20 protein-coding genes are annotated in these 24,035 nt (G+C 66.1%); 13 read left to right on the top strand and 7 right to left on the bottom strand.

Translation table 11 applies throughout. The features are described from left to right. Positions 1 to 21: 21 nt before the first annotated feature. From IEI94_RS20030 to IEI94_RS20020, 3 genes are all read left to right on the top strand, one after another. Entirely contained in the window at positions 22 to 2,541 is a 2,520-nt protein-coding gene (locus IEI94_RS20030) for an ABC transporter permease (protein WP_191169686.1), read from the top strand. Positions 2,542 to 2,714: 173 nt separating this feature from the next. Then, positions 2,715 to 3,983 (top strand): serine hydroxymethyltransferase, encoded by a 1,269-nt coding sequence (gene glyA / locus IEI94_RS20025; RefSeq protein WP_191168974.1) that lies wholly within the window; start codon positions 2,715 to 2,717, stop codon positions 3,981 to 3,983. 124 nt (positions 3,984 to 4,107) lie between these two features. Next, positions 4,108 to 6,117 carry an adenylate/guanylate cyclase domain-containing protein gene (locus IEI94_RS20020; RefSeq protein ID WP_318153430.1) on the top strand — a complete coding sequence of 670 codons (2,010 nt, stop codon included), beginning with the start codon at positions 4,108 to 4,110 and terminating at the stop codon, positions 6,115 to 6,117. A 1-nt stretch (position 6,118) separates the two neighbouring features. Here the strand turns inward: IEI94_RS20020 and IEI94_RS20015 are convergent, their stop codons facing one another. The 5 genes from IEI94_RS20015 to IEI94_RS19995 all read right to left on the bottom strand — a co-directional run bounded on the left by IEI94_RS20015 (position 6,119) and on the right by IEI94_RS19995 (position 10,693). Continuing rightward, the gene (locus tag IEI94_RS20015; protein ID WP_191168973.1) at positions 6,119 to 7,699 is read right to left on the bottom strand and encodes a FecR domain-containing protein; all 1,581 of its coding nucleotides are present in this window, start codon (positions 7,697 to 7,699) and stop codon (positions 6,119 to 6,121) included. A 37-nt stretch (positions 7,700 to 7,736) separates the two neighbouring features. Beyond that, positions 7,737 to 8,387 (bottom strand): hypothetical protein, encoded by a 651-nt coding sequence (locus tag IEI94_RS20010; RefSeq protein ID WP_191168972.1) that lies wholly within the window; start codon positions 8,385 to 8,387, stop codon positions 7,737 to 7,739. 53 nt (positions 8,388 to 8,440) lie between these two features. Further along, entirely contained in the window at positions 8,441 to 9,052 is a 612-nt protein-coding gene (locus IEI94_RS20005) for a tetratricopeptide repeat protein (protein ID WP_191168971.1), read from the bottom strand. Between the two features lie 117 nt (positions 9,053 to 9,169). After that, entirely contained in the window at positions 9,170 to 9,931 is a 762-nt protein-coding gene (locus IEI94_RS20000; protein WP_191168970.1) for a 3',5'-cyclic-nucleotide phosphodiesterase, read from the bottom strand. 69 nt (positions 9,932 to 10,000) lie between these two features. Further along, positions 10,001 to 10,693 (bottom strand): cyclic nucleotide-binding domain-containing protein, encoded by a 693-nt coding sequence (locus tag IEI94_RS19995; protein ID WP_191168969.1) that lies wholly within the window; start codon positions 10,691 to 10,693, stop codon positions 10,001 to 10,003. Between the two features lie 247 nt (positions 10,694 to 10,940). On the opposite strand from IEI94_RS19995, the gene IEI94_RS19990 reads away from it, so the two are divergent. From IEI94_RS19990 to IEI94_RS19950, 9 genes are all read left to right on the top strand, one after another. Next, positions 10,941 to 11,825 (top strand): HAD-IIB family hydrolase, encoded by an 885-nt coding sequence (locus IEI94_RS19990; protein ID WP_191168968.1) that lies wholly within the window; start codon positions 10,941 to 10,943, stop codon positions 11,823 to 11,825. After that, positions 11,822 to 13,042 carry a glycosyl transferase gene (locus IEI94_RS19985; RefSeq protein WP_191168967.1) on the top strand — a complete coding sequence of 407 codons (1,221 nt, stop codon included), beginning with the start codon at positions 11,822 to 11,824 and terminating at the stop codon, positions 13,040 to 13,042. Before IEI94_RS19990 ends, IEI94_RS19985 begins: the two co-directional genes overlap by 4 nt. Positions 13,043 to 13,130: 88 nt before the next feature. After that, positions 13,131 to 14,540 (top strand): MBL fold metallo-hydrolase RNA specificity domain-containing protein, encoded by a 1,410-nt coding sequence (locus IEI94_RS19980; RefSeq protein ID WP_191168966.1) that lies wholly within the window; start codon positions 13,131 to 13,133, stop codon positions 14,538 to 14,540. Between the two features lie 123 nt (positions 14,541 to 14,663). Further along, positions 14,664 to 15,125 carry a hypothetical protein gene (locus IEI94_RS19975; protein ID WP_191168965.1) on the top strand — a complete coding sequence of 154 codons (462 nt, stop codon included), beginning with the start codon at positions 14,664 to 14,666 and terminating at the stop codon, positions 15,123 to 15,125. Positions 15,126 to 15,219: 94 nt separating this feature from the next. Beyond that, positions 15,220 to 15,411 (top strand): DUF2892 domain-containing protein, encoded by a 192-nt coding sequence (locus IEI94_RS19970; RefSeq protein ID WP_191169684.1) that lies wholly within the window; start codon positions 15,220 to 15,222, stop codon positions 15,409 to 15,411. 182 nt (positions 15,412 to 15,593) lie between these two features. Further along, on the top strand, positions 15,594 to 16,475 hold the full coding sequence (locus IEI94_RS19965; RefSeq protein WP_191168964.1) for an MBL fold metallo-hydrolase: 882 nt from the start codon (positions 15,594 to 15,596) through the stop codon (positions 16,473 to 16,475). Between the two features lie 9 nt (positions 16,476 to 16,484). After that, positions 16,485 to 18,251: a SulP family inorganic anion transporter gene (locus IEI94_RS19960; protein ID WP_191168963.1), complete on the top strand. Its 1,767-nt coding sequence runs from the start codon at positions 16,485 to 16,487 to the stop codon at positions 18,249 to 18,251. Between the two features lie 26 nt (positions 18,252 to 18,277). Further along, on the top strand, positions 18,278 to 18,742 hold the full coding sequence (locus IEI94_RS19955) for a YeeE/YedE family protein (protein ID WP_191168962.1): 465 nt from the start codon (positions 18,278 to 18,280) through the stop codon (positions 18,740 to 18,742). Continuing rightward, a complete protein-coding gene (locus tag IEI94_RS19950; RefSeq protein WP_191168961.1) occupies positions 18,739 to 19,143 on the top strand; it encodes a DUF6691 family protein in 405 nt (134 codons plus the stop codon). Before IEI94_RS19955 ends, IEI94_RS19950 begins: the two co-directional genes overlap by 4 nt. Positions 19,144 to 19,156: 13 nt before the next feature. Here IEI94_RS19950 and dsbG read toward each other — a convergent pair whose 3' ends face one another. Beyond that, entirely contained in the window at positions 19,157 to 19,912 is a 756-nt protein-coding gene (dsbG, locus tag IEI94_RS19945; protein WP_191168960.1) for a thiol:disulfide interchange protein DsbG, read from the bottom strand. Between the two features lie 112 nt (positions 19,913 to 20,024). On the opposite strand from dsbG, the gene IEI94_RS19940 reads away from it, so the two are divergent. Then, positions 20,025 to 22,214 carry a heavy metal translocating P-type ATPase gene (locus tag IEI94_RS19940; protein ID WP_224750208.1) on the top strand — a complete coding sequence of 730 codons (2,190 nt, stop codon included), beginning with the start codon at positions 20,025 to 20,027 and terminating at the stop codon, positions 22,212 to 22,214. Here IEI94_RS19940 and IEI94_RS19935 read toward each other — a convergent pair. Beyond that, a complete protein-coding gene (locus IEI94_RS19935; protein ID WP_191168959.1) occupies positions 22,204 to 23,994 on the bottom strand; it encodes a sugar phosphorylase in 1,791 nt (596 codons plus the stop codon). The two genes, IEI94_RS19940 and IEI94_RS19935, sit on opposite strands and share 11 nt — an antisense overlap. Positions 23,995 to 24,035: the final 41 nt, after the last annotated feature.

Below are 24,035 nucleotides of genomic sequence, written 5' to 3'. Positions count from 1 at the left end.
GCGACCCGACAGGCCAGCGGGATGAACGCGGTGCGCTGGTCGCTGCGCGGCATGCGAAGGGACCTGCGTGCCGCCGACGTGCGTGCGCTATTCGTGGCCCTGGCCCTGGCGGTGGCGGCCTCGACCATGATCGGTTTCTTCCTGGACCGTCTCGAGCGCGGCCTGGAGCGCCAGGCCGGTCAGCTGCTCGGCGGCGACCTGGTGCTCGAGCAGGGCCGGCCCTTCGATGACGCCCTGCGCCAGCTGCTAGAAGAGAACGACCTGACCGTCAGCGAGCAGGTCGGCATGGTCTCCATGGTTAGCGTCGAGGAGGCCTTCCAGCCCGCCAGTCTCAAGGTGATCGATGACCGCTATCCGCTCTACGGCGAGGCCCACGTCGACTTCGGCGAGGGCGTCGAGCAGGTCGCCCATGGCCCGTCAGCCGGGCAGACGTGGCTGGCGCCGCGCCTGGCGCAGCTGCTTGAGGTCGAGGTCGGCGATCGGGTCCAGGTCGGCCAGATAGATCTCGAGGTGACCGGCTTGATCGAGCGCGAGCCCGATCAGTCCGGGGGCTTTGCCAACTTCAACCCGCGCCTGATGATGCATCAGGCGGATGCCGAGGCCAGCGGCCTGGTGCAGCCCGGCTCGCGCATCGAGTTCTCGCTGCTCGCCCGCGGTGCCCCGGCGGCGGTGGACGCGGTGACGCCGCGGCTGCGCGACTTGACCGCCGAGGGCGTGGAGATTCTCGATGTGCGCCGCGACCGCCCCCAGCTCGGCAATGCGCTGGGCCGCGCCGAACAGTATCTGAGCCTGGCCGGTCTCGCCGCGGTGCTGCTGGCCGGGGTGGCGGTGGCCATGGCCACACGCCGCTATGTCGACCGCCACCTGGATACGGCCGCACTGCTGCGCTGTTTTGGTGCCACCCAGCGCCAGCTGACCCGGCTGTTCGCCCTGCAGCTGCTGTGGCTGGCGCTGGCGGCCTCGCTGGTGGGCGCGCTGCTGGGCCTCGCCGGTCAGGCCGGGCTACTGTGGCTGCTTACCGCCTTTCTGCCCATCGAGTTACCGCCGCCGGGACCGCTGCCGCTGCTGCTTGGCGTGCTCACCGCGCTGGCGGTGCTGGCCGGTTTTGCCGGACCCACGCTGCTACGCCTCAAGCGCGTCAGCGCGCTCAAGGTACTGCGCCGCGAGCTCGACCCGTTGCCCGCCTCGGCGTGGCTGGTGGTGGCCGTGGCCAGCCTGGTCTTTGGCGGCCTGCTGTGGCTCTACTCCGGTGACCCGCAGCTTGCCTTCGGGCTGCTGATCGGCGGCCTGATCATGCTGGTGGTGCTATGGGGGCTCGGCACGCTGTTGCTGGGCGGCGTCCTGCGTATCGCTTCGCGTCTGCCCCAGGGCGGCGCCAAACGCCAGGCGCTACGCCTGGGTGCCCAGCAGTTGGCGCGCCGGCGCAGCGCCAGCCTCGGCCAGCTGCTGGCGTTCTCGGTGACCTTCGCCGCCATGGCGATGATCGCCCTGGTGCGCGGCGACCTGTTGAGCACCTGGCAGGATCAGCTACCGGAGGACACCCCCAACTACTTCGCCATCAATATCCAGCCCGGGGAGCGCGACGCCTTTATCGACACCCTCGACGATGCTGTCGACGAGCGCACCACCCTCTATCCTATGGTGCGCGGGCGGATCTCGGCGATCAACGACCAGACGCCGCGTGATGCGGTGCCCGCCGACGCCCGCGGCGATGGCTCGCTGCGCCGCGAGCTCAACCTCACCTGGCGTGAGACGCTACCCGACGGCAATCGACTGGTCGCCGGTCAGTGGTTCGATGCCGGGCCTGGCGTAGGCGAGGGGCGGGTGCCGATCTCGGTGGAGGATGGCCTCGCCGAGCGACTCGGCCTGTCGCTGGGCGACACCATGACTTTCAGCATCGGCGGCGACGAGATCGTCGGTGAGCTCACCAGTCTGCGCAACCTCGACTGGGACAGCTTCCGGCCCAACTTCTTCGTGATCTTCCCGCCCGAGGTGCTGGAGCGCTACGGCCACAGCTATATCACCGCCTTCCATCTGGACCGTGACCGCGACGACATCAGTCGTGCCCTGGTGCGCGAATTCCCCGGCGTCTCGCTGCTCAACGTCGAGGCGATCCTCGGCCAGGTGCGTGAGCTGCTGACCCAGGTGACCCGCGCGGTGGAGTTCGTGCTCGGCTTCGTGCTGCTGGCGGGGATCAGCGTGCTGTATGCCGCACTCACCGCCAGCCGCCCGACCCGCGCCCATGAAAGCGGCCTGCTGCGGGTATTTGGAGCCGGCGACCGCTTGATCTCGCGGGTCCAGGGCGCCGAGTTCGCGCTGCTCGGCTTTGCCAGCGGCCTGATGGGGGCGCTGCTGGCCGAGCTGGCCGCGGCGGGGGTCTATCTCGCCTGGTTCGACCTCGCCCCGCGGATCCACTGGGGACTGTGGCTTACGCTGCCGCTGGGTGGTGCCCTGGTGATCGGCGTGATTGGCCATGCGCTGTCGCGCGGCGTGCGGCGGCAGACCCCGATGCAGAGCCTGGGGCTGCTGGGCGAGGCGTGAGGAAACACAATCTGTTCAGCGTTTCCTAGCCGCGCATTTAGTTTGGCTAAAGCCAAAGTGAGAAATACTCGGGCAGGCATGACCCCCTTTCATGTGAAAGGGGGCAGGGCCTGCGGTATCATGTGTCCCTTGAATTTCTCCTATCGTTCGCCCCCGATTGAGGACCCACGACGATGTTCAGCCGTGATATGACCATTGCCGGTTTCGATGATGCCCTGCTCGATGCGATGCAGAAAGAAGTCGCTCGCCAGGAAGCGCACATCGAGCTGATCGCCTCCGAGAACTACGCCAGCCCCCGGGTCATGGAGGCCCAGGGTAGCCAGCTGACCAACAAGTATGCGGAAGGCTATCCCGGCAAGCGCTACTATGGCGGCTGTGAATACGTCGACATCGTCGAGCAGCTGGCCATCGACTACGCCAAGGAGCTGTTCGCTGCCAGCTACGCCAATGTTCAGCCGCACTCCGGCTCCCAGGCCAACGGCGCGGTCTTCCAGGCCCTGGTCAAGCCTGGCGATACCATCCTCGGCATGAGCCTCGACGCCGGCGGTCACCTGACTCACGGTGCCAAGCCGAACTTCTCCGGCAAGCACTACGACGCCGTGCAGTATGGCCTGGGCGAAGACGGGTTGATCGACTACGCGGAAGTGGCGCGTCTGGCCCGCGAGCACCAGCCGAAGATGATCATCGCCGGCTTCTCGGCCTACTCCCAGATCATCGACTGGGCCAAGTTCCGCGAGATCGCCGACGAAGTGGGCGCCTATCTGCTGGTCGATATGGCCCACGTCGCTGGTCTGGTGGCTGCCGGTGTCTACCCGACGCCGCTGCCCCACGCCCATGTGGTTACCACCACGACCCACAAGACCCTGCGCGGCCCCCGCGGCGGCCTGATCCTCTCTGCAGAGAACAATCCCGAGATCGAGAAGAAGCTGCAGTCGGCAGTGTTCCCGGGTGGTCAGGGCGGTCCGCTTGAGCACGTTATCGCGGCCAAGGCGATCTGCTTCAAGGAGGCCATGGAGCCGGGCTTCAAGACCTACCAGCAGCAGGTGGTCAAGAACGCTCAGGCGATGGCCGGGGTGTTTATCGAGCGCGGCTACGACGTGGTTTCCGGCGGCACCGAAGATCACCTCTTCCTGCTCTCGCTGGTCAAGCAGGGCCTGACCGGCAAGGACGCCGATGCCGCACTGGGCCGTGCCCATATCACCGTCAACAAGAATGCCGTGCCTGGCGACCCGCAGAGTCCGTTCGTGACCTCGGGGCTGCGTATCGGCACCCCGGCGGTGACCACCCGCGGCTTTGGCGAGGGCGAGTGTGGTGACCTGGCCGGCTGGATCTGCGACATCCTCGATGTGATGGCCAAGGGCGAGAGCAGCGAAGGCATCGAGGCCGAGGTCAAGGCCAAGGTCGAGACGGTGTGTGCTCGCCTGCCGGTGTATCGCGACTAGGCGATGTTCTGCTTCGACATAGCATGACCAAGCGCTCCGCCCCGGCGGGGCGCTTTTGGTTTGTCGACCCCCGCGGTAGGCTGAGTGGACAGCGTTCAACATGCATCGGGATCCAGGGGGGAGTGTGGCAGGCACGCGTGGGCAAGGGGCGATGGACCGTCGCTGGCGCCTCTGGCAGCGCCTAGGTGGCGCGCTGCTGGTGGCGCTGGTAGTAGCGGCATCGCTGGAGTTGCTGCCCTGGAAGTTGCTCGAGCGGCTCGAGTGGCAGGCCTATGACCAGCGGGTGCGCCTCGACCTGATCGGCACTCAAGATCCAGCGCTGAAGATCATCGATATCGACGAGCGCAGCCTGCAGGCGCTGGGCCAGTGGCCATGGCCGCGCACGCTGCTGGCGGAGCTGGTCGAGACGCTGTTCGAGGAGCATGACGCCGCCTTGCTGGGCGTGGATGTGGTCTTCGCCGAGCCTGAGGCGTCGCTGTGGGCGAGTCACTGGGAGCAGCTGCGCGAGCAGTACCCTGCGCTCGAGGAGGCGCCTCCGCCCGACGATGGCGACCAGCGCCTGGCCGAGACGCTGGCCGGCTACCCGGTGGTGCTGGGCTACTATTTCCAGTCCGATGCCTCGGCGCAGGAGCTGGCCTCCAGCGGTGCACTGCCGGATCCGCTGACCCTGTCCGCGGATTACGCCCTGCCACTTCCCGAGCCTGGCCGCTTCACCGGCAACCTTGAGGTACTGCAGCAGGCGGCCATGGGCGGGGGGTTCTTCGACAACCCCCGCGTCGACGCCGACGGCGTCTATCGCCGCATGTCGATGCTGCAGTGGTGGCAGGGGGAGACATATCCGGCGCTGCCGCTGGCCATGCTGCTGACCCTGCTGGGTGACCCAGAGGTGGCGCCGGTGGTCGCCGAGGGCGCAGGCCAAGCCCAGCTCGAGGCCCTTGAAGTAGGCGGCTTCGAGATTCCCGTAGATGGTCAGGGGGCGGCGCTGGTGCCCTGGTATGGACCGCGCGGGCATTTTGACTACGTCTCGGCCGTGGACGTGCTGGAGGGGGAGCTAGAGCCCGGCGAACTGGCCGGGGCGACCCTGATCCTCGGTGCCTCGGCGCCGGGCCTGATGGATCTTCGCGCGACCCCGGTGGGGGCAGTGTTCCCCGGCCCGGAGATCCATCTGAGCCTGCTGGCCGGCATGCTGCACCAATCGTTCATGGCCGAGCCGCCCTGGGTGGCCGGCGCCGAACTGGTCACACTGTTAGCCCTCGGGGCACTGATGGTGGTGGTGTATCCGCTACTCGGTGCGCCGTGGCTGATGGCGCTTAGCCTGGGACTGCTGGCGCTAAGCCTGGGCGGCAACTGGTGGGCCTGGCAACAGGGGCTGGTGCTGCCGGTGGCGGGGCTGCTGGTGCTGCTGGTGCTGCAGCTGGTATGGCACCTGAGCGCCAACCTGCTGCGCAGCCATCGCCACAAGCAGTGGGTGGCGGCGCGCTTCGGTCAGTACGTCCCGCCGGCGCTGGTCGATGACATGGTAGAGAGCGACGAGGAGTTCGGGCTCGCCGGGGAAGAGCGTGAGTTGACCGTACTGTTCTCGGACATGCGTGATTTCACGGCCTTCTCCGAGTCGCTGCCACCGCGCGAGCTGACCGAGGTGATGAACCGCCTGCTGACACCACTGACCGCTGCTATCCATAAGCATGGCGGCACCATCGACAAGTACATGGGCGATGCGGTGATGGCCTTCTGGGGGGCGCCGCTGCACGATCCCGATCACGCCGACCACGCCCTGCACGGGGCCTGGGCGATGCGTGAGGCGCTGGAGGAGGTCAACCGCGAGCTGAGGGCCGAGGGCAAGCCGCCGCTGTCGATGGGTATCGGTCTCAACAGCGGCGAAATGAGCGTCGGCAATATGGGCTCGCGCTTCCGCATGGCCTATACGGTGATGGGCGACAACGTCAATATTGGCTCGCGCCTCGAAGGGCTGACCAAGGAGTACGGCGTTGACCTGATCGTCAGCGAGTCGGTGGTGGCCAGGGCGCCCAACTGGGCCTTTCGGCGGCTGGACCGGGTCCGGGTCAAGGGCCGCGAGCAGCCGCTATGGATCTACGAGCCGCTGGGCTCTGCCGCTTCCCCGGATACCGACTAGCTCAGTTGCCACGCTCGAAGACGCCGCCGCCACTGAAGATAGCGTCCTCGTTCCAGGCCTCGATAATCGCCATGATGGCCTCGGCCTCCTCCCCGGCATAGCGGCCGGTAAGGCTGCCGCCGTCGAACTCTCCGGTGCCTGTGAGCGGTATATCATTCAAACTAAAGCCATCGCTGGTTTCAGATCCTCCTTCCAGCGTTCCCATGCCATCTTCCAGACTCAGGAATACATCAATCATCTGATTTCCAAATAGTGATTGCAGTTGTATTCCACCCGATTCGATACGGATGGGCTCCTGCTCGCCGGCGAGGTCGACCAAGGCCGTACCGTCCCGCCAGGCAAAGTTGATGGCTTCGAACTCCACCCCAAACCCTTCCTGCAGGCTGTCGGGCAGGGTATCGCTGATCGGAGTTTCCGGGCTGGCGCTGACGAAGGCCAGCGATTCGGCCAGCGGCATATCGTCGTCGGGGAGCGGAGTGCCAGCGTTCCAGTAGCCCCAGGTGATCTCGCCCTCGTCCAGCGCGTAGCTGCCCAGCCCTTCGGGGGCAACATTCTGCTCGTAGAGATCTCCCAGGCGACCGGCACTATCGCTTGCGCTGAGCAGCGTGTCGCTGTCGCGTGGATCATGGTCGATCCAGTCCGGCTCGGGCTCGGGTTCTGGCTCCGGCTCCGGCTCCGGCTCCGGCTCGGGTTCTGGCTCTGGTTCTGGTTCTGGCTCGGGCTCTGGCTCTGGTTCGGGCTCGTCAGGCTCGTCGAGGTCGTCGTGCTCGGGTGTTGCTGGTGTTGGTCGGTCCTCTGTCACCGCGGCGTCAAGCTGTCGGTACAGATCATCGTGGATTGCCCCTGCGTTGCTGAGCCAGTTGAAGGCGACGGTATCCAGCAGGGGCGTGCTCGCAGCGTCTTCGGGACCGCCCGGCACGATATTACCGATCTGGCTGAACAGCGCGCTGGCCTCCGGGCGCATCTGCGGGGCCTGGTCGGGGGCGGCGGTGAAGAAGACGTCGCCGGGGCGTGCCAGGCGGGTGCCGGCATCGGTGATGATCGCCACCAGCCCACTTTCGACCTTGAGATAGGTGCCGGGCTCTGCGCCGGGCAGCGGAGCATAGCCCTGTTCGGGGATATGCAGCGCCGCCAGGCTGGTGCCGCGGATACCGAGGGTCGCCACCGGGGTGTCGTGGTTGACATTCTCGGGACTGGCCTGGCCGATCGCGCCGGTAATGACGCGCATGGCGCCACGGGCCAACTCGGTGCGCTGTTCGCCCTCTCCCTCTTCGTCGTCTTGCTGGTACTCGGTGAGGGTGAACTGGCTGTCGGGCTTGATGGCCTGGGTGCCGCCGTCCTGGTAGCGAATCTGCACGCTGGCGGCAGGGCCTGTCTCGATGCTGTCGCCGGGGAAGAGATCGTCGCCGCGGCTGGCGCTCAGGCGCTCATTGTCGCGGGTGATCTGGGCATCGCCATGCACGAACATCAACTGCCCGGCAGGGGTCTCGGCTAGCGCCGGCGGGCTGAAAAGCGCAATCAACAGTGCGCCGCCGAGGCCTGAGGCGAGGGGCAAGGCTAGCGAGCGAGGAGTGTGGTCCATGATGTATCACCTTGAAGACGGCTGTCGGGTCGTGACGTCAGAACAGGTAGCTGAGACCCAGACGAGCCTGTAGTCGGTGGCTATCGAAGAAATCGATGCTCGAGTAGCGCCGCTCGTAGTCCGCCGCGGCGTGCAGCAGCCAGTCGCGGTCGAGCTGCAGATACCAGGCGACGCTGGCTTCCCAGCTGCGGTCGTGCCGCGAGGCAGGCGTGAAGTCGTTGTAGAGTGCGAAGCCATCGTCCTGGTAGCGGCGCCAGCGATGGTCGAGGTCGAGGCGCCACTGCTGACGGAGCCCGACGGGGATGTCGATGCCCACCCCGAGCCGAAGGTGGTCGAGATCACCGCCGTCTCGCTGGCGCTGATCGGCATGGCTGCTGGCCCACTCGCGTTCGGCGAGACCGCTGACGCGCAGTGCCCAGCCATCCTGGGGGACCCGCAGCTCGATCCCGAGCCCGCCGCTGTGGTGGTCGTTCAAGGCATTCTGCTCGAAGCGGTTGTCGTACCAGTGGCCGTGCCAGCGAAGCCGACTATCTTCGCCCAGCGGATGCTGATACTCGCCGACCACCCCCCAGCGGGTCAGTAGCCTACTGAAGTCGGTATCCTGCCAGGCCCGCAGGGTGTCCAGCGACAGCGTCAATTGGCGCTCGGCGTCGAGGTCGTACCCCCAGCCCAGGCGACCCTGGAACACCGAAAGATTGTAGGGCTGGACCTCCTCGCGCTGGTAATAACGGCTCTGCGCTCCTACCTCGAACAGCAGACGCTGTCGTCGCTCAGTGGCTGGCTGCCGCGGTAGTGGCCGGCGAGGCGCTGGAAGTGGCTTGACCGTTGCACCAGCTCGATGCTGTCGGCTTCATCGACCAGCGGCCGTAGTGCCTCCGGAATCAACTGGTTGGGATCGATCAGGAAGCGGCTGGGAAAGCGCTGGGCATTGCTGTCGTAGCCGGTCTCGATCATCAGCCGTGCCTGGTGTCGGGGGCCCGAGTCGCGCTGCCGTTGTTCGTCGATGGCGTGCTGATAGCGCCGCATGGCCTGACGAGCCCGAGCGGGCGGGTCGAGGGTCCCGAGTATCTCCAGCTCACGCTCGGCGGCATCGATCTGGCCGAGCCGCAGGTAGGCACCCGCTCGCTCCATGCGTGCCGCGGCGTGCTGTGGCTCGGCGCGAATTACCCGTTCCAGCGCCAGCAGCGCCTCGCTGGGATGGCCGGCACGCAGCGCCGCGACCCCCAGCCAGTAGTCGAACTCGGGGGTGCCGGCATGCTGGTGATCGAGCTGACTCAGCTGCTCATAGGCCGCATCTGGGGCATCGGCTTCGAGCTGTTGTCGCGCCTCGGTCAGTGGCGCTTGGTACGCCATCGCCGCTGGCCCCCCAAGGCTAGCGACCAGGGAAGCAAGCGGCAGCAGGACGCTGGGGGGAGGGCGAAAGACAGGGAAAGGTTGAAATGGCATAGGCATGTCGTTGTTGTGGTGAGTTCATAGGCACTGCCATTGATCCTCCTGCAGTACCGCGCCGAGTTCGGCAATGACGTCCTGGCGATATATCGGCTTCAAGTGTGTGATCCACAGCTGGCCTGGGCGCTGTGCCAGGCTCGCCAATAGCTGCGCCACCAGCGCCGGAGTCATGTGCCCCGACTGGCGTGCCAGCGCGAGGTGGCGGTCTGGGAAGGCACACTCCAGCATCAGGATGTCGATCGCGCCGCAGGCGTCGAGGCTATCGACGACACTGGGCTCGTAGGTGGTGTCGCCGCTGAACACGAAAGATGTCCCGGGCGACACGACCTGAAAACCGCAGGCAGGCACTCGATGCTTGACCGCAATGGGCGTGATCGTCAGCGTGCCATCCGCGTTTAAGGGGATCCTTTGCCCAAGCGTCAGCGGTGCGAAACGCAGTACCGGCTGCTCCGCGCTGGGCAGAGTGCCGAAATCCGGCCACAGCTGCTGGTTGAACAGGTGTCGCTGCAGCACATCGATGACCGCCGGCAGCGCATGCACGGTCAGCGCCCTGTTGTTGCTGACGAGCCGTTCGTAGAGGCTGTCGACCAGCAGTGGCAGGCCGGCGACATGGTCCAGGTGCGCATGGCTGAGGAACACATGCTGTATGGCGCTTGCCTCGTCGATGGACAGGTGCGCCAGGCCGGTACCGGCATCCAGCAGAGTCGTCTGGTCAATGAGAATGGCCGTTGTGGCGCTGCTGTCACCTAACCCGCCGCTGGCGCCTAATACACGTATTTTCATTGTTTAGCATTCCGTTACATCATCATATCGGGAAAGCACATTCAAGGGACGATGGCATGATGAGAGCGTTCAGCGGGTCAGCTTTCTGGCCATGTCGGCACCGAGCACGCCCTGCATGGCGTCCTTGAGGCGCGGGTCGCGCTGATAGAGTGCTTCTAGATCGCGGCGTCGCCAAACCAGATAGTCGACCGGGCTCTTGGTCACCACGCTGGCGCTGGCGGGCTTGCCGGTGACGAAACTCATCTCGCCGGCGAAATCGCCTGGCCGCAACGTCGCGCGATGCTGACCGCCGGCGTATACCTCTGCCTCACCGTCGAGCAGTAGAATCAGCTGGTCGAGGGACTGGTCCTGCTCGATCAGTGCCGCGTCTGGTGGGCAGTATTCACGCTGGGTGGGCCGCAACACCTTGAGCATTTCTCGCGGCGACAGCATGCGGAAGGTGTGCTGATGAAGCCAGCGCTGGTCGTCGTCGAGGGCTACCGGTCGTCGTGCCAGCAGCAGCACGGTGAGGTTGAAGGCATTGATGACGATAAAGGCGAGCTGCCAGCCAAGTGCCGAGTAGAGCGGCGTCTCGAGAAAATAGAAGTAGGGCAGCGTGCTTAGCGCGGCGAGAATGGTGATGGCCCGCAGATAGGCCATATCGCGCACGATATAAGCAAGACAGAACAGTAGATTGGCAAAAAAGAATAGACCGGTGGTCATGGTAGCACCGTCCTCTGGCAGTGGCCCGAGCATCACGATGCGGATGCTTGTGTGTCGCATGCTACCCACGCCGCGAGCCATCAGGGCAAGTTTTCAACGCTTGCCATAGCAGCGAAGCGCCGCACCGTCGTGGTGCTTATGGCTGACCGATATGGGTGCATGGTGGGCGTTGTGGTGCCGACGCAGAAGGTGGCATCGGGCGATGAGCATGATGAGACCTGCTTATGACGCAAGTTGGCACGCTGCGTGCTACGGTCACCAATAATGCGCGAATGCGCGCACTCCCTTGCATGCCAGCAGGTGCCGTATGAATCACGCTCCCGTGTCCCCGCCACGCCTGGTCTTCACCGATCTCGACGGCTCACTGCTCGACCACGACAGCTATGACTGGTCGCCGGCCAAGCCCTGGTTGGCGCGCCTCGCGGCGGCGGGCGTCACAGTGATTCCGGTCACCAGCAAGACCCGCGCCGAGCTGCTCTCGCTGCGTCTCGATCTGGGGCTGGCCAAGAGCCCGTTTATCGCCGAGAACGGGGCGGTGATCGGTCTGCCTTCATCCTGGCAGCACGCTCGACTGGATCGCGACCCTGCCGATCCACACGGTCTGGTGATCAAGACGCCGGGGCTGGACATCGGCTTTATCCGCACCCGATTGGGCGTGATTCGTGAGCGCCTCGGAGTGAGCTTTCAGGGGATGGGCGATATGCGTCTGGAAGACATCATCGCGCATACCGGCTTGTCGGAACCGGCGGCTCGACAGGCGCGAGTGCGGGAGGGCAGCGAGCCACTGATCTGGCAGGACGACGACGCGGCCCTCGAACGCTTTCGCCGTGCACTGGCCGATGATGGCCTGCGCCTGACTCGCGGCGGACGTTTCTGGCATGTGATGGGCGAGGTGCACAAGGGCGCCTCGGTGGGGTGGCTGATCGAGCGTTTCACGGCGCTGCGCGGTACCCAGCCGCTTACTCTGGGGCTGGGCGATGGGCCTAACGATGTGCCGATGCTCGAAGCGGTGGCGCAAGCGGTGCTGATTCCCGGCCATCACGGCCAGCGCGTCGAGGTCGTCAATCCGATGCTTTATCGCGCCGTGGCTGACGGTCCGGCGGGCTGGGCCGAAGGGCTTGCATACTGGTGGGGTGACGAGATTCCCGAGGCCGTCGGTGACGGCGTGAATGGCAAGGAGCGCGAGCGATGAGCGATTTCTATCAGAACGGTATCATCACCAATTTTCATAACCTGACCCAACGCCCGGTGGAGGCGCTGGAGGCCGACCTGGTGCGTTTCTCGATGCGCCGGCCAATGGGGCTGATCCTGCCCTCACTCTACTCCGAGCTCGAGGGGCCGGCGCTGTCGCATATCGTCGACGAGCTGGCCAAGGTGCCGTATCTCTCGGAGATCGTGATCGGCCTGGATCGCGCTGATCGCGAGCAGTTCCTGCATGCCCGGGAGTTCTTCTCGAGGCTGCCGCAGCACCACCGCATCCTGTGGAATGATGGCCCACGGCTCAGGGCTCTCGACGAGGAGCTGGCCGCCGAGAATATCTCACCCCAGGAGCCGGGCAAGGGCCGCAACGTGTGGTTCTGCTCGGGCTATATTCAGGCCTCGCGGCGCGCCGAAGCGGTAGCGCTGCACGACTGCGACATCGTCACTTATGATCGCAGTCTGCTGGCGCGGCTGATCTATCCGGTGGCGCACCCCCAGTTCAACTACGAGTTCTGCAAGGGCTACTACTCGCGTATCGCTGACGGCAAGCTCAATGGCCGTGTGGCGCGCCTGATGGTCACGCCCTTGATCCGTGCGCTGAAGAAGATCTATGGCCCGCTGCCCTATCTCGACTACCTGGACAGCTACCGCTATCCGCTCTCCGGTGAATTCTCGATGCGCGCCGATGTGCTTGACGGAATCCGCATTCCCAGCGACTGGGGGCTTGAAATTGGCGTACTCTCCGAGGTGCACCGCAACTACTCCACCAAGCGGCTGTGTCAGGTGGATATCGCCGATATCTACGACCACAAGCACCAGCCGGTCTCGGAGGAGGATCCTTCAGGCGGCCTCAATCGAATGAGCCTGGATATCGCCAAGGCGCTGTATCGCAAGCTCGCCACCCTCGGCGTACAGATCAGCGCCGAGAGTTTCCGCACCATCAAGGCCACCTACTATCGCATCGCCCTCGACCTTATCGAGGCTTACGACAACGATGCCATGATGAACGGCTTGAAGCTCGACCGGCACAGCGAAGAGCAGGCGGTGGAGCTGTTTGCCAGCAATATCATGGAGGCCGGCGCGGCGTTTCTCGACAACCCTCGCGACAAGCCGTTCATTCCCAGTTGGAACCGCGTGCAGGCGGCGATCCCCGACCTGCTCGAGCGCATGCATGCCGCGGTGGAGCTCGACAACCAGGGCAAGGTGTAAGGCCTGACGCAACGGCTGCACTAGATCAACGCCGGTCCGCGAGATCTCGCATATGCTGGAGGTATCACCCTTCAGTGCGAGAGTCTCCATGGCCAGTCTGACGTTTCTCGGTGCAGTCGGTGAGGTCACCGGCTCGCGCTATCTGCTCGAATACTACGGCGCAGGCCGTGAACACCGCTGGCTGCTGGAGTGTGGCTTGCATCAAGGCGGGCCTGACGCTGATCGTGCCAACACCGAGCCATTTGGAAAGCTGGCCAGCGAGCTCGACGGGGTGGTGCTCTCCCACGGCCATCTCGACCATGCCGGGCTGCTGCCCAAGCTGGTGCGTGAAGGCTTCAACGGCCCCATTCACTGCGCCAGCGATACTGCCGAGCTGCTGGACATCATGCTGCGCGATGCCGCCTTCGTGATGGCCAAGGACATCGAGTGGGACAACAGGTGGCGGCGCAAGGCCGGCAAACCGCTGCTCGAGCCGCTCTACGAACTCGATGACGTCGAACGTACCCTGACGCTTTGTGTGCCCCACGACTATGGGCAGATGGTGTCACTGGGAGGGGACGCCAGCCTGGTGTTTCGCGATGCCGGGCATATCCTCGGCTCGGCGATCGTCGAACTCGGGGTGCCCGCCGGCGGGCGCCAGCGCCGTCTGGTGTTCTCTGGTGATCTGGGCAACTCCGAGTCGGTGTTGATGCACCCTGCCGAGAAACTGCGCGATGCCGATGTGGTACTGATGGAGAGTACCTATGGCGATCGCAACCATCGTCCGCTCAGCGAGACCCTGGAGGAGTTTGCCGAGATCCTCGAGGAGGCCCATGCCGCCGGGGGCAACGTACTGATTCCTGCCTTCGCGGTGGGGCGCACCCAGGAAGTGCTCTACCACCTCAGCGCGCTCTACCATCAGGGGCGCCTCAAGCAGCAGCGGATCTTTCTCGATAGCCCCATGGCGATTCGTGTTACCGAGCTCTATGCGCGCAAGAAGGCGGCGCTCAACCGAGACGACCTCAAGGTGCTCAACGTCGCCGCCCAGGGAGACCCCAGTCAGTACCTGCCGGGGCTGCGCCTGACCCGCACAATGGAAGAGTCGATGGCCATCAATCGCATCCATGGCGGTGCCATCATCATTGCCGGTGCCGGGATGTGCAACGGGGGGAGAATACTTCACCACTTCCGCTACAACCTTGCCAAGCCCAGTACCAGAGTGGTGATCGTTGGCTTTCAGGCCGCCGGCACCCTGGGGCGCGCCCTGGTCGACGGCGCCGAGCGCGTCAAGGTACTGGGCGAAGAGCTGACGGTGAAAGCGCGGATCCATACGCTGGGCGGTTTTTCGGCCCATGCGGGTCAGCGCGAGCTGATCGGCTGGATCGGCGCCTTTCGCAATACGCCCCGCGTTTATCTGGTGCACGGCGAGCCCGGTGCCCAGCAGCAGCTTCAGGCGGCACTGGTGGATAGCGGGATCCGGGCGGAGGTGCCCACCTACGGCGACTGCATCACGCTCTAACCGTCGCCAGCTTCGCTTGACCCAGATCAAGCTGCGGCGTTTTACCTCATGTCTTGAGGCGTCCTCTGCGCTACGCTGATAACTCGATTTCGGGTTATTAAGTTAGAGGAAAAAGTTATGAAAATGAGTGGAATATCATGCATGGCCTCGGCCATTGCTGCGACCGCCCTGATCTTGTCACCGCTGGCCATGGCCGAGGAGCACGCCAACGGCGATGACGCCTATGCCGAACGCGCCCTGGTGATCCTGACCAGCGACTCCCTGCAGACACAGGGCATGGCGATGATCCTGGCCAACGCCATGCGCGAGCAGGGCACCACCCCGCACATCCTGCTCTGCGACGCTGCTGGCGAACTGGCCATCGACGGCTATGAGAGCGAGACCGAGCTTGGGCCCCGCGGCGTCAAGCCCGAAGGCCTCATGCAGATGATGATGGGCGAAGGGGCGGGGGTGGATGTCTGCGCCATCTATCTGCCCAACAGCGAGTACGGCGAGGATGACCTGCGCGACGGGGTAGGGGTGGCCACCCCGGGCGCCATGGCCGAGATGATGCGCGACCCGGCTATTCCGGTCTTTAGCTTCTGAGTTTCTGAACCCATTCGTCGCTGGTATCGATGCCGGCTGCCTTCAAGGTAGCCGGTGCGTTGCCGTTCGGCGCTGAAGGAGAGTCATGATGAACATCAAGAGTAACGTGGGCGGTGTCGACAAGATTGCCCGGATCGTGGTCGGTGTGCTGCTGATCCTGCTGGCTCTGACCGGCACCATTGGCGCCTGGGGCTGGATCGGCGTGCTGCCGCTGGCCACCGGGGTGTTCAACGTCTGCCCGGCCTACAGTCTGCTGGGCATCAATACCTGCAAGGTCGACAAGTAAGGCTGCATGGCTATTCCTCGCCATGTCGCCAGGCGCCCGTGCCCCTTTCAGGTCGCGGGCGCCTGGCTATCGGGATGTATGAAGCCATGTCTTCATATTCAAAACAAATATAACGTTAGAACATAATTTGCCCTATACTGACGTCATCTTCGATACCCCGACTTCGATGGAGGCCGCTTCCCATGCCCAATACGAACGCGCCCCGGCCACTCGTGACCCACTTTTTCGACGAGCCCACCAACACCTTCAGCTATGTGGTGCAGGATCCCGAAGGCAAGTCCTGCGCCATCCTCGATTCGGTGCTCGACTTCGACTACGCAGCCGGGCGCACCGATGTGCGCTCCGCCGACGAGATCATCGCCTTCGTGCGCGATAACGGTCTGGAAGTGGAGTGGATCCTCGAGACCCACGTCCACGCCGACCACCTCTCGGCCGCGCCCTACCTGCACGAGCAACTGGGCGGCAAGACCGGCATCGGCGCCAGGATCACCGTGGTGCAGGATGTCTTCGGCAAGGCGTTCAACGCCGGCACCGAGTTCGCCCGGGACGGCAGCCAGTTCGACCATCTCTTCGAGGAGGGCGATACCTTCGCCATTGGCAACCTGGAAGGGCGGGTGCTGCACACGCCGGGCCACACCCCGGCCTGCCTGACCTATGTAATCGGCGACGCTGCCTTCGTTGGCGATACCCTCTTCATGCCCGACTACGGCACCGCCCGCTGCGACTTTCCCGGCGGCGATGCGCGCACCCTGTATCGCTCCATCCATAAGGTGCTGGCCCTGCCGGAGGAGACGCGGCTGTTCCTGTGCCACGACTATAAGGCGCCGGGTCGCGAGGAGTACCAGCATGAAACCAGCGTCGCCGAACAGCGTGCGCATAACGTCCACGTCCACCAGGGCATCAGCGAGGAGGCGTTCGTCAAGATGCGAACCGAGCGCGACGCCACCCTCGGCATGCCTCGGCTGATCATCCCGTCGGTGCAGGTCAATATGCGCGCCGGAGAGATGCCGCCAGCCGAAAACAATGGCCAGATCTACCTCAAGGTCCCGATCAACACCTTCTGAGGGCGTCCCGTGATTCTTAAGCGCTACCTGCCCATCCTGCAGTGGCTGCCCGGCTATGGTCGCGCCACTCTGAGCAGTGATCTGCTGGCGGCGCTGATCGTCACCATCATGCTGATTCCGCAGTCGCTGGCTTACGCCATGCTGGCAGGGCTGCCGCCGGAGGTGGGGCTCTACGCCAGTATTGTGCCGCTGCTGATCTACGCGCTGTTTGGGACCAGCCGCACCCTGGCGGTGGGGCCTGTAGCAGTCGTGTCGCTGATGACCGCGGCGGCGGTGAGCCAGGTCGCCCCCCAGGGGACGCCTGAGTATCTTGGCGCGGCGCTGGTGCTGGCGCTGATGTCCGGGTTGATCCTGACACTGATGGGCGTGGCGCGGCTGGGCTTTCTGGCCAACTTCCTCAGCCATCCGGTGATTTCCGGCTTTATCACCGCCACCGGATTGATTATCGCTGCCGGTCAGCTACGCCATCTGCTCGGGGTGGAGGCCGGCGGCCAGCATCTGCTGGCGGTGCTGGTCGGTCTGGCCAGTCAACTGGGGGCGACCCATCTGCCGACACTGGCGATCGGGCTGGGCGTGCTGCTGTTCCTGTGCGCGGCGCGGCGCTGGCTCAAGCCGGCCCTGGTCGCGCTCGGCGTGGCAGCACGGCCGGCAGACATGCTGACCAAGGCGGCACCGATTGTTGCCGTGGCGGTGACCACGCTGGCTACCTGGGGGCTCGGCCTCGACCAGCGCGGCGTCGCCGTGGTGGGTGCGGTGCCGGCGGGTTTGCCGCCGCTGACGCTGCCGGGGTTCGACAGCGGTCTGTGGAGCCAGCTATTCATGGGCGCGCTGCTGATCAGCGTGGTCGGCTTCGTGGAGTCGGTCTCGGTGGGTCAGACCCTGGCCGCCAAGCGGCGCCAGCGAATCGACCCCGACCAGGAGCTGGTGGGGCTGGGCACCTCCAATATCGCGGCGTCGTTCACCGGCGGCATGCCGGTCACCGGCGGCTTCGCCCGCTCGGTGGTGAATTTCGACGCCGGCGCCGAGACCCCGGCGGCGGGGGCCTTCACTGCGCTGGGCATTGCGCTGGCGGCACTGCTGTTCACCCCGCTGATCGCCTACCTGCCCATCGCCACCTTGGCGGCGACCATCATCGTGGCGGTGCTGACGCTGGTTGATATGCCGGCCATCAAGCGCACCTGGAACTACTCCCGCAGCGATGCCACGGCGATGCTGGCAACCATCGCCGTAACTCTGGGCCATGGAGTGGAGAGCGGCATCCTGGTTGGGGTGGGACTGTCGCTGGTGCTGCATCTCTACCGCACCAGCCGCCCCCACAGCGCCGTGGTGGGTCGCATGCCGGGCACCGAGCACTTTCGCAACGTGCAGCGTCATCAGGTCGAGACAGACGAGCGCCTGGCGATTCTGCGCGTCGATGAGAGCCTCTACTTCGCCAATGCGCGCTATCTGGAGGACACCGTGATGGCGCTCGCCGTGCGGCGGCCCGAGCTCGAGCACCTGGTGCTGGCCTGCCAGGCGGTCAACGGGATCGATGCCTCGGCGCTGGAGAGTCTCGAAGCGATCAATGCACGGCTGCAGGATGCCGGCGTGAGGCTGCACCTGGCCGAGGTCAAGGGACCGGTGATGGACCGCCTCAAGCACACCGCCTTCTGCCGCGAGCTGAGCGGCGAGGTATTCCTCAGCACCTTCGACGCCTGGCGGGCGCTGCACGGCGACGCGGTCTCGGTGTCGCGGCAGCCGGCGGCCAATGAGGCGTCACCGCTCAACGAGCGCTAATACGATAGATATCAGAGGAGATGAAAATGGATTGGATGGCGAGCCTGCAGGGGCTGGTGGGAGGCGTGTTGATCGGCCTCTCGGCGGTGTGGCTGATGGCCACCATGGGGCGCATCGCGGGTATCAGCGGCATTCTGTCGAGCCTGATCTGGGCGCGCCCAAAGGGCGATAGCGCCTGGCGGCTGACCTTTCTGCTCGGCCTGATCAGTGGGCCGCTGCTGGTGATGGCGCTGGGCGGCGGCCTGGGCAACGTGGCCGCTGGCGCGCCGGGCGCGGTGATCGGCGAACCTGCCGGCGGCGTGGCGCTGATGCTGCTGGCGGGTCTGCTGGTGGGCGTGGGCACCGGGCTGGGTAGCGGCTGCACCAGCGGGCATGGAGTCTGCGGCCTGGCGCGGCTCTCGCCGCGCTCGCTGCTGGCGACCCTGACCTTCCTGATAGCGGCGATCGTGACCGTCTATATGGTGCGTCATGTGATCGGAGGTGGAGCATGAAGGCGCTCGCAGGCTACGTCGCCGGGCTGCTGTTCGGGCTTGGTCTGGCGATATCCGGAATGACCGATCCGGCGCGGGTGCTGGGCTTTCTCGACCTGGCCGGTGCCTGGGATCCGACCCTGATGTTCGTGCTCGGTGGTGCCGTGGTGACCACTTTCATCGGCTATCGGTTGGCATGGGCGCGGGGGCGGCCGCTGTTCGAGGCGAGCTTTCAGCTGCCCACCCGCCGCGACCTGGATGCCCGGCTGCTCGGCGGCGCGGCGCTGTTCGGCATCGGCTGGGGGCTCTCCGGCTACTGCCCGGGGCCGGCGGTGGCCTCCATCGCCGGACTGTCGCTGCCGCTCGTCGCCATGTTGGGAGCCATGGTGGCCGGCTGGTATTTGGCTCGGCGAATGGGCTAAGGCGCTGCGCGTCTCAGGGGCGCGGCGCGCCAAAAATTACCGCCAGCTCGTCCTCTTCCGGCAGGCCGTGGGCCATCTGCAGGCCGCGCTCGCCCTGGTAGACCATGCTCGGGGTGGCCATCAGGCCGAAGCTCTCCATCAGCTGGTGATTGTCGAACAGCGCCTCCTCCAGATCGCGGGGCAGGGTCTCGAGTCGCGGCGTCTCCTCGCCGCGATGATGGGCGAGCAGTGCCGCGCTGGGGTCGTCGGCGGCCAGCAGTGAAATGGCCGTGCGCGGACTGTCGCGATCCATCAGCCCGACCATCACGTGGCGCAGCTGCACCTCGCCGGCTTCGACCCAGGGACGCGCCTTGTCAAACAGGCGCTGGCAGTAGGGGCAGTAGGGGTCGGTAAACACATAGACCATACGCTCGGCCGCGGCATCGCCTTCGGCGATCCAGGCGCTCTGTTCGAGCATCGCCAGGCTTTCGCCATCCTCCTCGCCACGAATCACCTCGTCGAGCATCGGCCGGCTCAGGTCGTTGCCGTCGGCGTCCTGCAGGGTGCCGACAATCACATGCTCGCCGTCGGGCAGCAGGTAGGCGGCCAGCTCATGACCCTGATAGCTGCCGGCGTAGCCGGTCATGCCCCCCAGGGCCTCGAACTCCCCGTGGATGGTCATGCCCTGGGCCTCGAGGGCAGCGATCGGTGCCGGCCAGTCGTTGGCCAGGACGCTGGCGGGCAGCAGGGCGAGTAGAACGGCAGACAGGCGTGCGTGAAGCGGGGGCATGAGGCATCCTCGTGGGTCTCTGCGCTCAGACTGCCACGCCCGGGGCATTCTGCCCAGCGTCTTAGACGCGGTACGCTGACGCATATCTCGGATCGATTCGCCAAGGACGGCCATGCCTGACTCCTCCCATTCGGCACGCAACGGTGACACGGCGCTCTACTCGCTGCACGGCATGTGGTGTACCAGCTGTGCCCAGGCGGTGGAGAGCGTACTGGCACGCCATGCCGGCGTGCTGCGTGCCAGCGTCAACTACGCCACCGCCACCGTGCACCTCAGTGGCGACGCCGAGGCGATTGCCCTGGAGCGATTGGCGCCGCGGGTGCGCCGCCTGGGCTATCGGCTGGTGCCCCTCGAGGCGGCCCAGGACGCCGAGAGTCGCCTCGAGGCCGAGAGCCGGCGTCTGACGCTGCGCCTGGCGGTGGGCGCCAGCTTCGGCATGTGGACCATGCTCGCCTCGCTGCTGATCTATGCCGGTGCGCTCCCCGGGCCGCGCCTTGAATTCGTGCTGGCGCTGGTCTCCGGCGCCTTCGCGGTGCCGGTGGTGAGCTATGCCGGCTGGCCCTTCTATCGCGCGGGGTGGCGTACCCTGCGCGCCGGCCGCCCAGGCATGGATGCGCTGATCAGTCTGGGGGTGCTGGGGGCAGTACTGGTCTCGGTATGGCTGCTGTGGCGCGGCTCGGCGGAGGTCTATTTCGATACCGCGGTGATGCTGATTCTGCTGCTGCTGGTGGGGCGCCTGGTCGAGACCTTCTGTCGCTACCGCGGCCTGCGGGCGCTGTCGCGGCTCTACCCGCGGATCAGCGAGGTCACGGTGCTGGACGGCGAGACGCCGCGGTCGCGGGCGCTGAACGAGGTGGCTCCCGGGGAGCGTATCCGCATCGACGCCGGTGGCCTGTTACCGCTGGACGGTGCACTGGAGAGCGACCAGGTCTGGCTCGATCTGTCGCCGCTCAACGGCGAGGCACGCCCGGTAAGCCGCCACCGTGGCGCGGCGCTGCAGGCGGGCAGCCGCAACCTGGGCGAGGTGATCACCCTGGTGGTCACGGCGCGAGCCGGCGAGGGCTACCTGGACCGATTGCACCGCCAGATGCTCGAACTGCATGCGCGCAAGGGCGAGCTTCAGCGCCTGGCCGACCGCTTCGCCGCCTGGCTCAGTCCGCTGGCCGTGGTGCTGGCGCTGGCGACGCTGGTGGCGCTGCTGCTCGGCGGCGTAGTGGTAGAAGAGGCCGTGGTGCGGGCGCTATCGGTGCTGGTAGTGGCCTGCCCCTGCGCGGTGGGGCTGGCGATCCCGCTGGCCAATCTCGCCGCCGGCAGTCAGGCGCTGCGCCGCGGCGTGGTGTTTCGCGACCTGGCGGCCTTCGAGTCGCTGGGCCAGGTGCGCAGCGCCGCCTTCGACAAGACCGGCACCCTGACCCGAGGCGAGGCCGAGCTGGCCGAGTGCCGGCCAGCGCCTGGGGTCACCGAGGAGACCCTGTTGACGCTGGCCGCCCAGGCGGAGTGGGGCAGCGAGCATCCATTGGGGGTGGCGCTGCGCCAGGCCGCGCATCGGCGTGGTCTGGCCGTGGGCGAGGCGCCTTGCCAGAGTGTCGAGGTGGCAGGCGGTGGGCGGCGGATAGTGCTGGAAGATGGCACCCGGCTGTGGGTCGGCGAGCCGGCCTGGCTGGCCGCCGAGCTGGGCTCTCCTCCAGCGGCGGATAGCGGCGATGAACAGCGGGCTGGCAGCCGGGTGGCAGTGGCCCGCGACGGCGAGTGGCTCGGCGAGCTGACCCTGCGCGACTGCCCCGATGCCGGGGCGCTGGCGCCCCTGGCTGAGCTGCGCCGTGCCGGCATGACGCTGGCGCTGATCAGCGGTGATCACGCCGCAGAGGTTGCGTCGGTGGGAGAGGCGGCCGGCTTTGCCCGCCGTGAATGCTTCGCCGGCCAGGCCCCGGAGGCCAAGGCGCGGCTGGTGGATCGCCTGCCACGGCCATCGCTGTTCGTCGGTGATGGCGTCAACGATGTGCTGGCGTTGGCCACGGCCGACGTAGGGATTGCCCCGCTGGGTGCCAGCCAGCCGGCCCGTGACGGTGCGGCGGTGCAGCTGCTCGAGCCGGGGGTGGCGGGGGTGGTGGATGCCTGGCGCACGGCGCGCCAGGCGCGGCGCATCATGCGCCAGAATTTGCTGCTCTCGGCGGGCTACAACCTGGTGGCGTTGGGGCTGGTGGTGTGGATGCCGATTCCGCCGCTGGTGGCGGTGCTGGCGATGGCGGCGAGCTCGCTCTCGGTCACCGCCAACGCCTCACGCCTGGGGCTCAGCGACTGACCAGCCACAGGCTGCGATAAGGGCCAAGCTCGTTGGGCGGAGTGGGGCAGGCGGCATCCTCGAGCAGATCGTGCCAATCGTGCTCGTCGAGGGCTGGAAGCGCCAGCGGCTGGCGCTTGTCGGTGACGTTGTAGATCGCCAGCAGCCGCCGGCCGTCGGCCAGCGGGCCGCGCTGGATGGCCAGCAGGCTGGTCGGCGTATCGATCACTTCCTGGGCCGCGTCGGGGTGAAAGCAGGGCTCGCCGCGGCGAATGTCGAGGCGCCGCTTGAGCGCCAGGAAAGCCTCCCGGGTTGGCGTATTGCGGCTGTCGAGCAGCTCATTGAGCACCCCCATGTCCCACTGACGGCGATTGATCGAGCGCAGCTGGCCGCTACGCTCGATGCCCTCATGGTCGTTGAGGGTCGCGGTCAGCGAGTGCAGGTACAGGGCAGGGATTCCCTGTAGCGCCAGCATCAGGTGCTGGCTGCACAGGAAACGCTCGATCTGCCAGGGGTCGGGGCCGCGACGGGTGCCCTTGAGCGCCTCGAAATAGGTGATATTGATCTCGTAGGGCGAGTCCTTGCCGTCGGCATTGGCCTTCATGCTGACGAAGCCGCCGAAGCGGTGCATCAGCTCCAGCAGCGCCTCCACCTCGTGGGGCGGCAGCAGCCCCTCCAGGGCGCGTACGCCGATGCCGTCGTGACTGGCGGTGAAGTTGAGGTAGCTGCAGCCGGCGGGCAGCGTGGGAAGACTGCGCAACCAGTTGGCCAGGGTGCTGGCATCACCGCTGGTCAGGGTGTGGACCAGCAGCGGTGGCAGGGTGAACTGGTAGACCAGATGCGCCTCGTCAGGTGTCTCGCCGCGTTCCAATCCGCCATCTTCGAGCCGCTCGAGGCCAAAGTAGCTGAGGTTCTCGCGGTGCGGCACGTTGGTTTCGGTGACCAACAGGGTGCCTGGCGCCACATGATCGAGTATGCCGCGCAGCAGGCGCACGATGGCGTGGGTCTGGGGCAGGTGGATACACGGCGTGCCGACCTCTTTCCACAGGAAGGCGATGGCGTCGAGGCGGATGATCCGCGCGCCCTGTTCGACGTAGAACAGCAGGATGCCGATAAACTCCAGCAGCACATCGGGGTTGGCGAAATTGAGATCGATCTGGTCCTCTGAGAAGGTCGCCCATAGATAGCGGGTGCCGCGACGGGTGGCCACCGGCACCAGCAGCGGCGAGTTACGCGGCCGCACCACCTGGGAGAGGTCGGTATCGGGATCCATTTCGATAAAGTAGTCGCGGCCCGGCTGGCTGCCGGCCAGGTAGTCGACGAACCATAGTGATTCGCGGGAGACATGGTTGATCACCAGGTCGACCATCAGATCGCGGTGGCCCGCCAGACGTCGAATGTGCGACCAGTCGCCTAGCGCCGGATTGACCTCGCGATAGTGGATCACCGAGAAGCCGTCGTCACTGCTCCAGGGGAAGAACGGCAGCACATGCACGCCGCTGAAGGTATCGCCGAGCCGCTGTTCGAGGAACTCGTCGAGCACCGCCAGCGGCGGGCGATCGCCGTCGAGCAGGGTGTCGCCGTAGGTGATCAGCCACTGGTCGCGTTCACTCCAGAGGGGCCGGCCGGCGCCGGGGCGCTCGCGCAATGCCTCACGATGGTGCGCCAGCAGGGTGGTCAGGCGTCGCAGCACCTCGCTGGCGCGGGGGCCGTAGACCTCGCCAAGGCGAGCGCTGGCCAGTGCGGTGAAGGCCGCGGGATCGAGGGGCTCGAGCGCAGTGAGGGGCGTCGGCGAGCTCATGGCATCTCTCCTTGAAGGGGCGTCTCTCTTCAGCTTAATGC

Origin of the sequence: Halomonas sp. ML-15, assembly GCF_014779595.1 — a bacterium.
In the GTDB taxonomy this organism is placed as follows: domain Bacteria; phylum Pseudomonadota; class Gammaproteobacteria; order Pseudomonadales; family Halomonadaceae; genus Franzmannia.
Note: the sequence above shows the minus strand (reverse complement) of the source record. Positions and strands in the feature narration are given on the sequence as shown.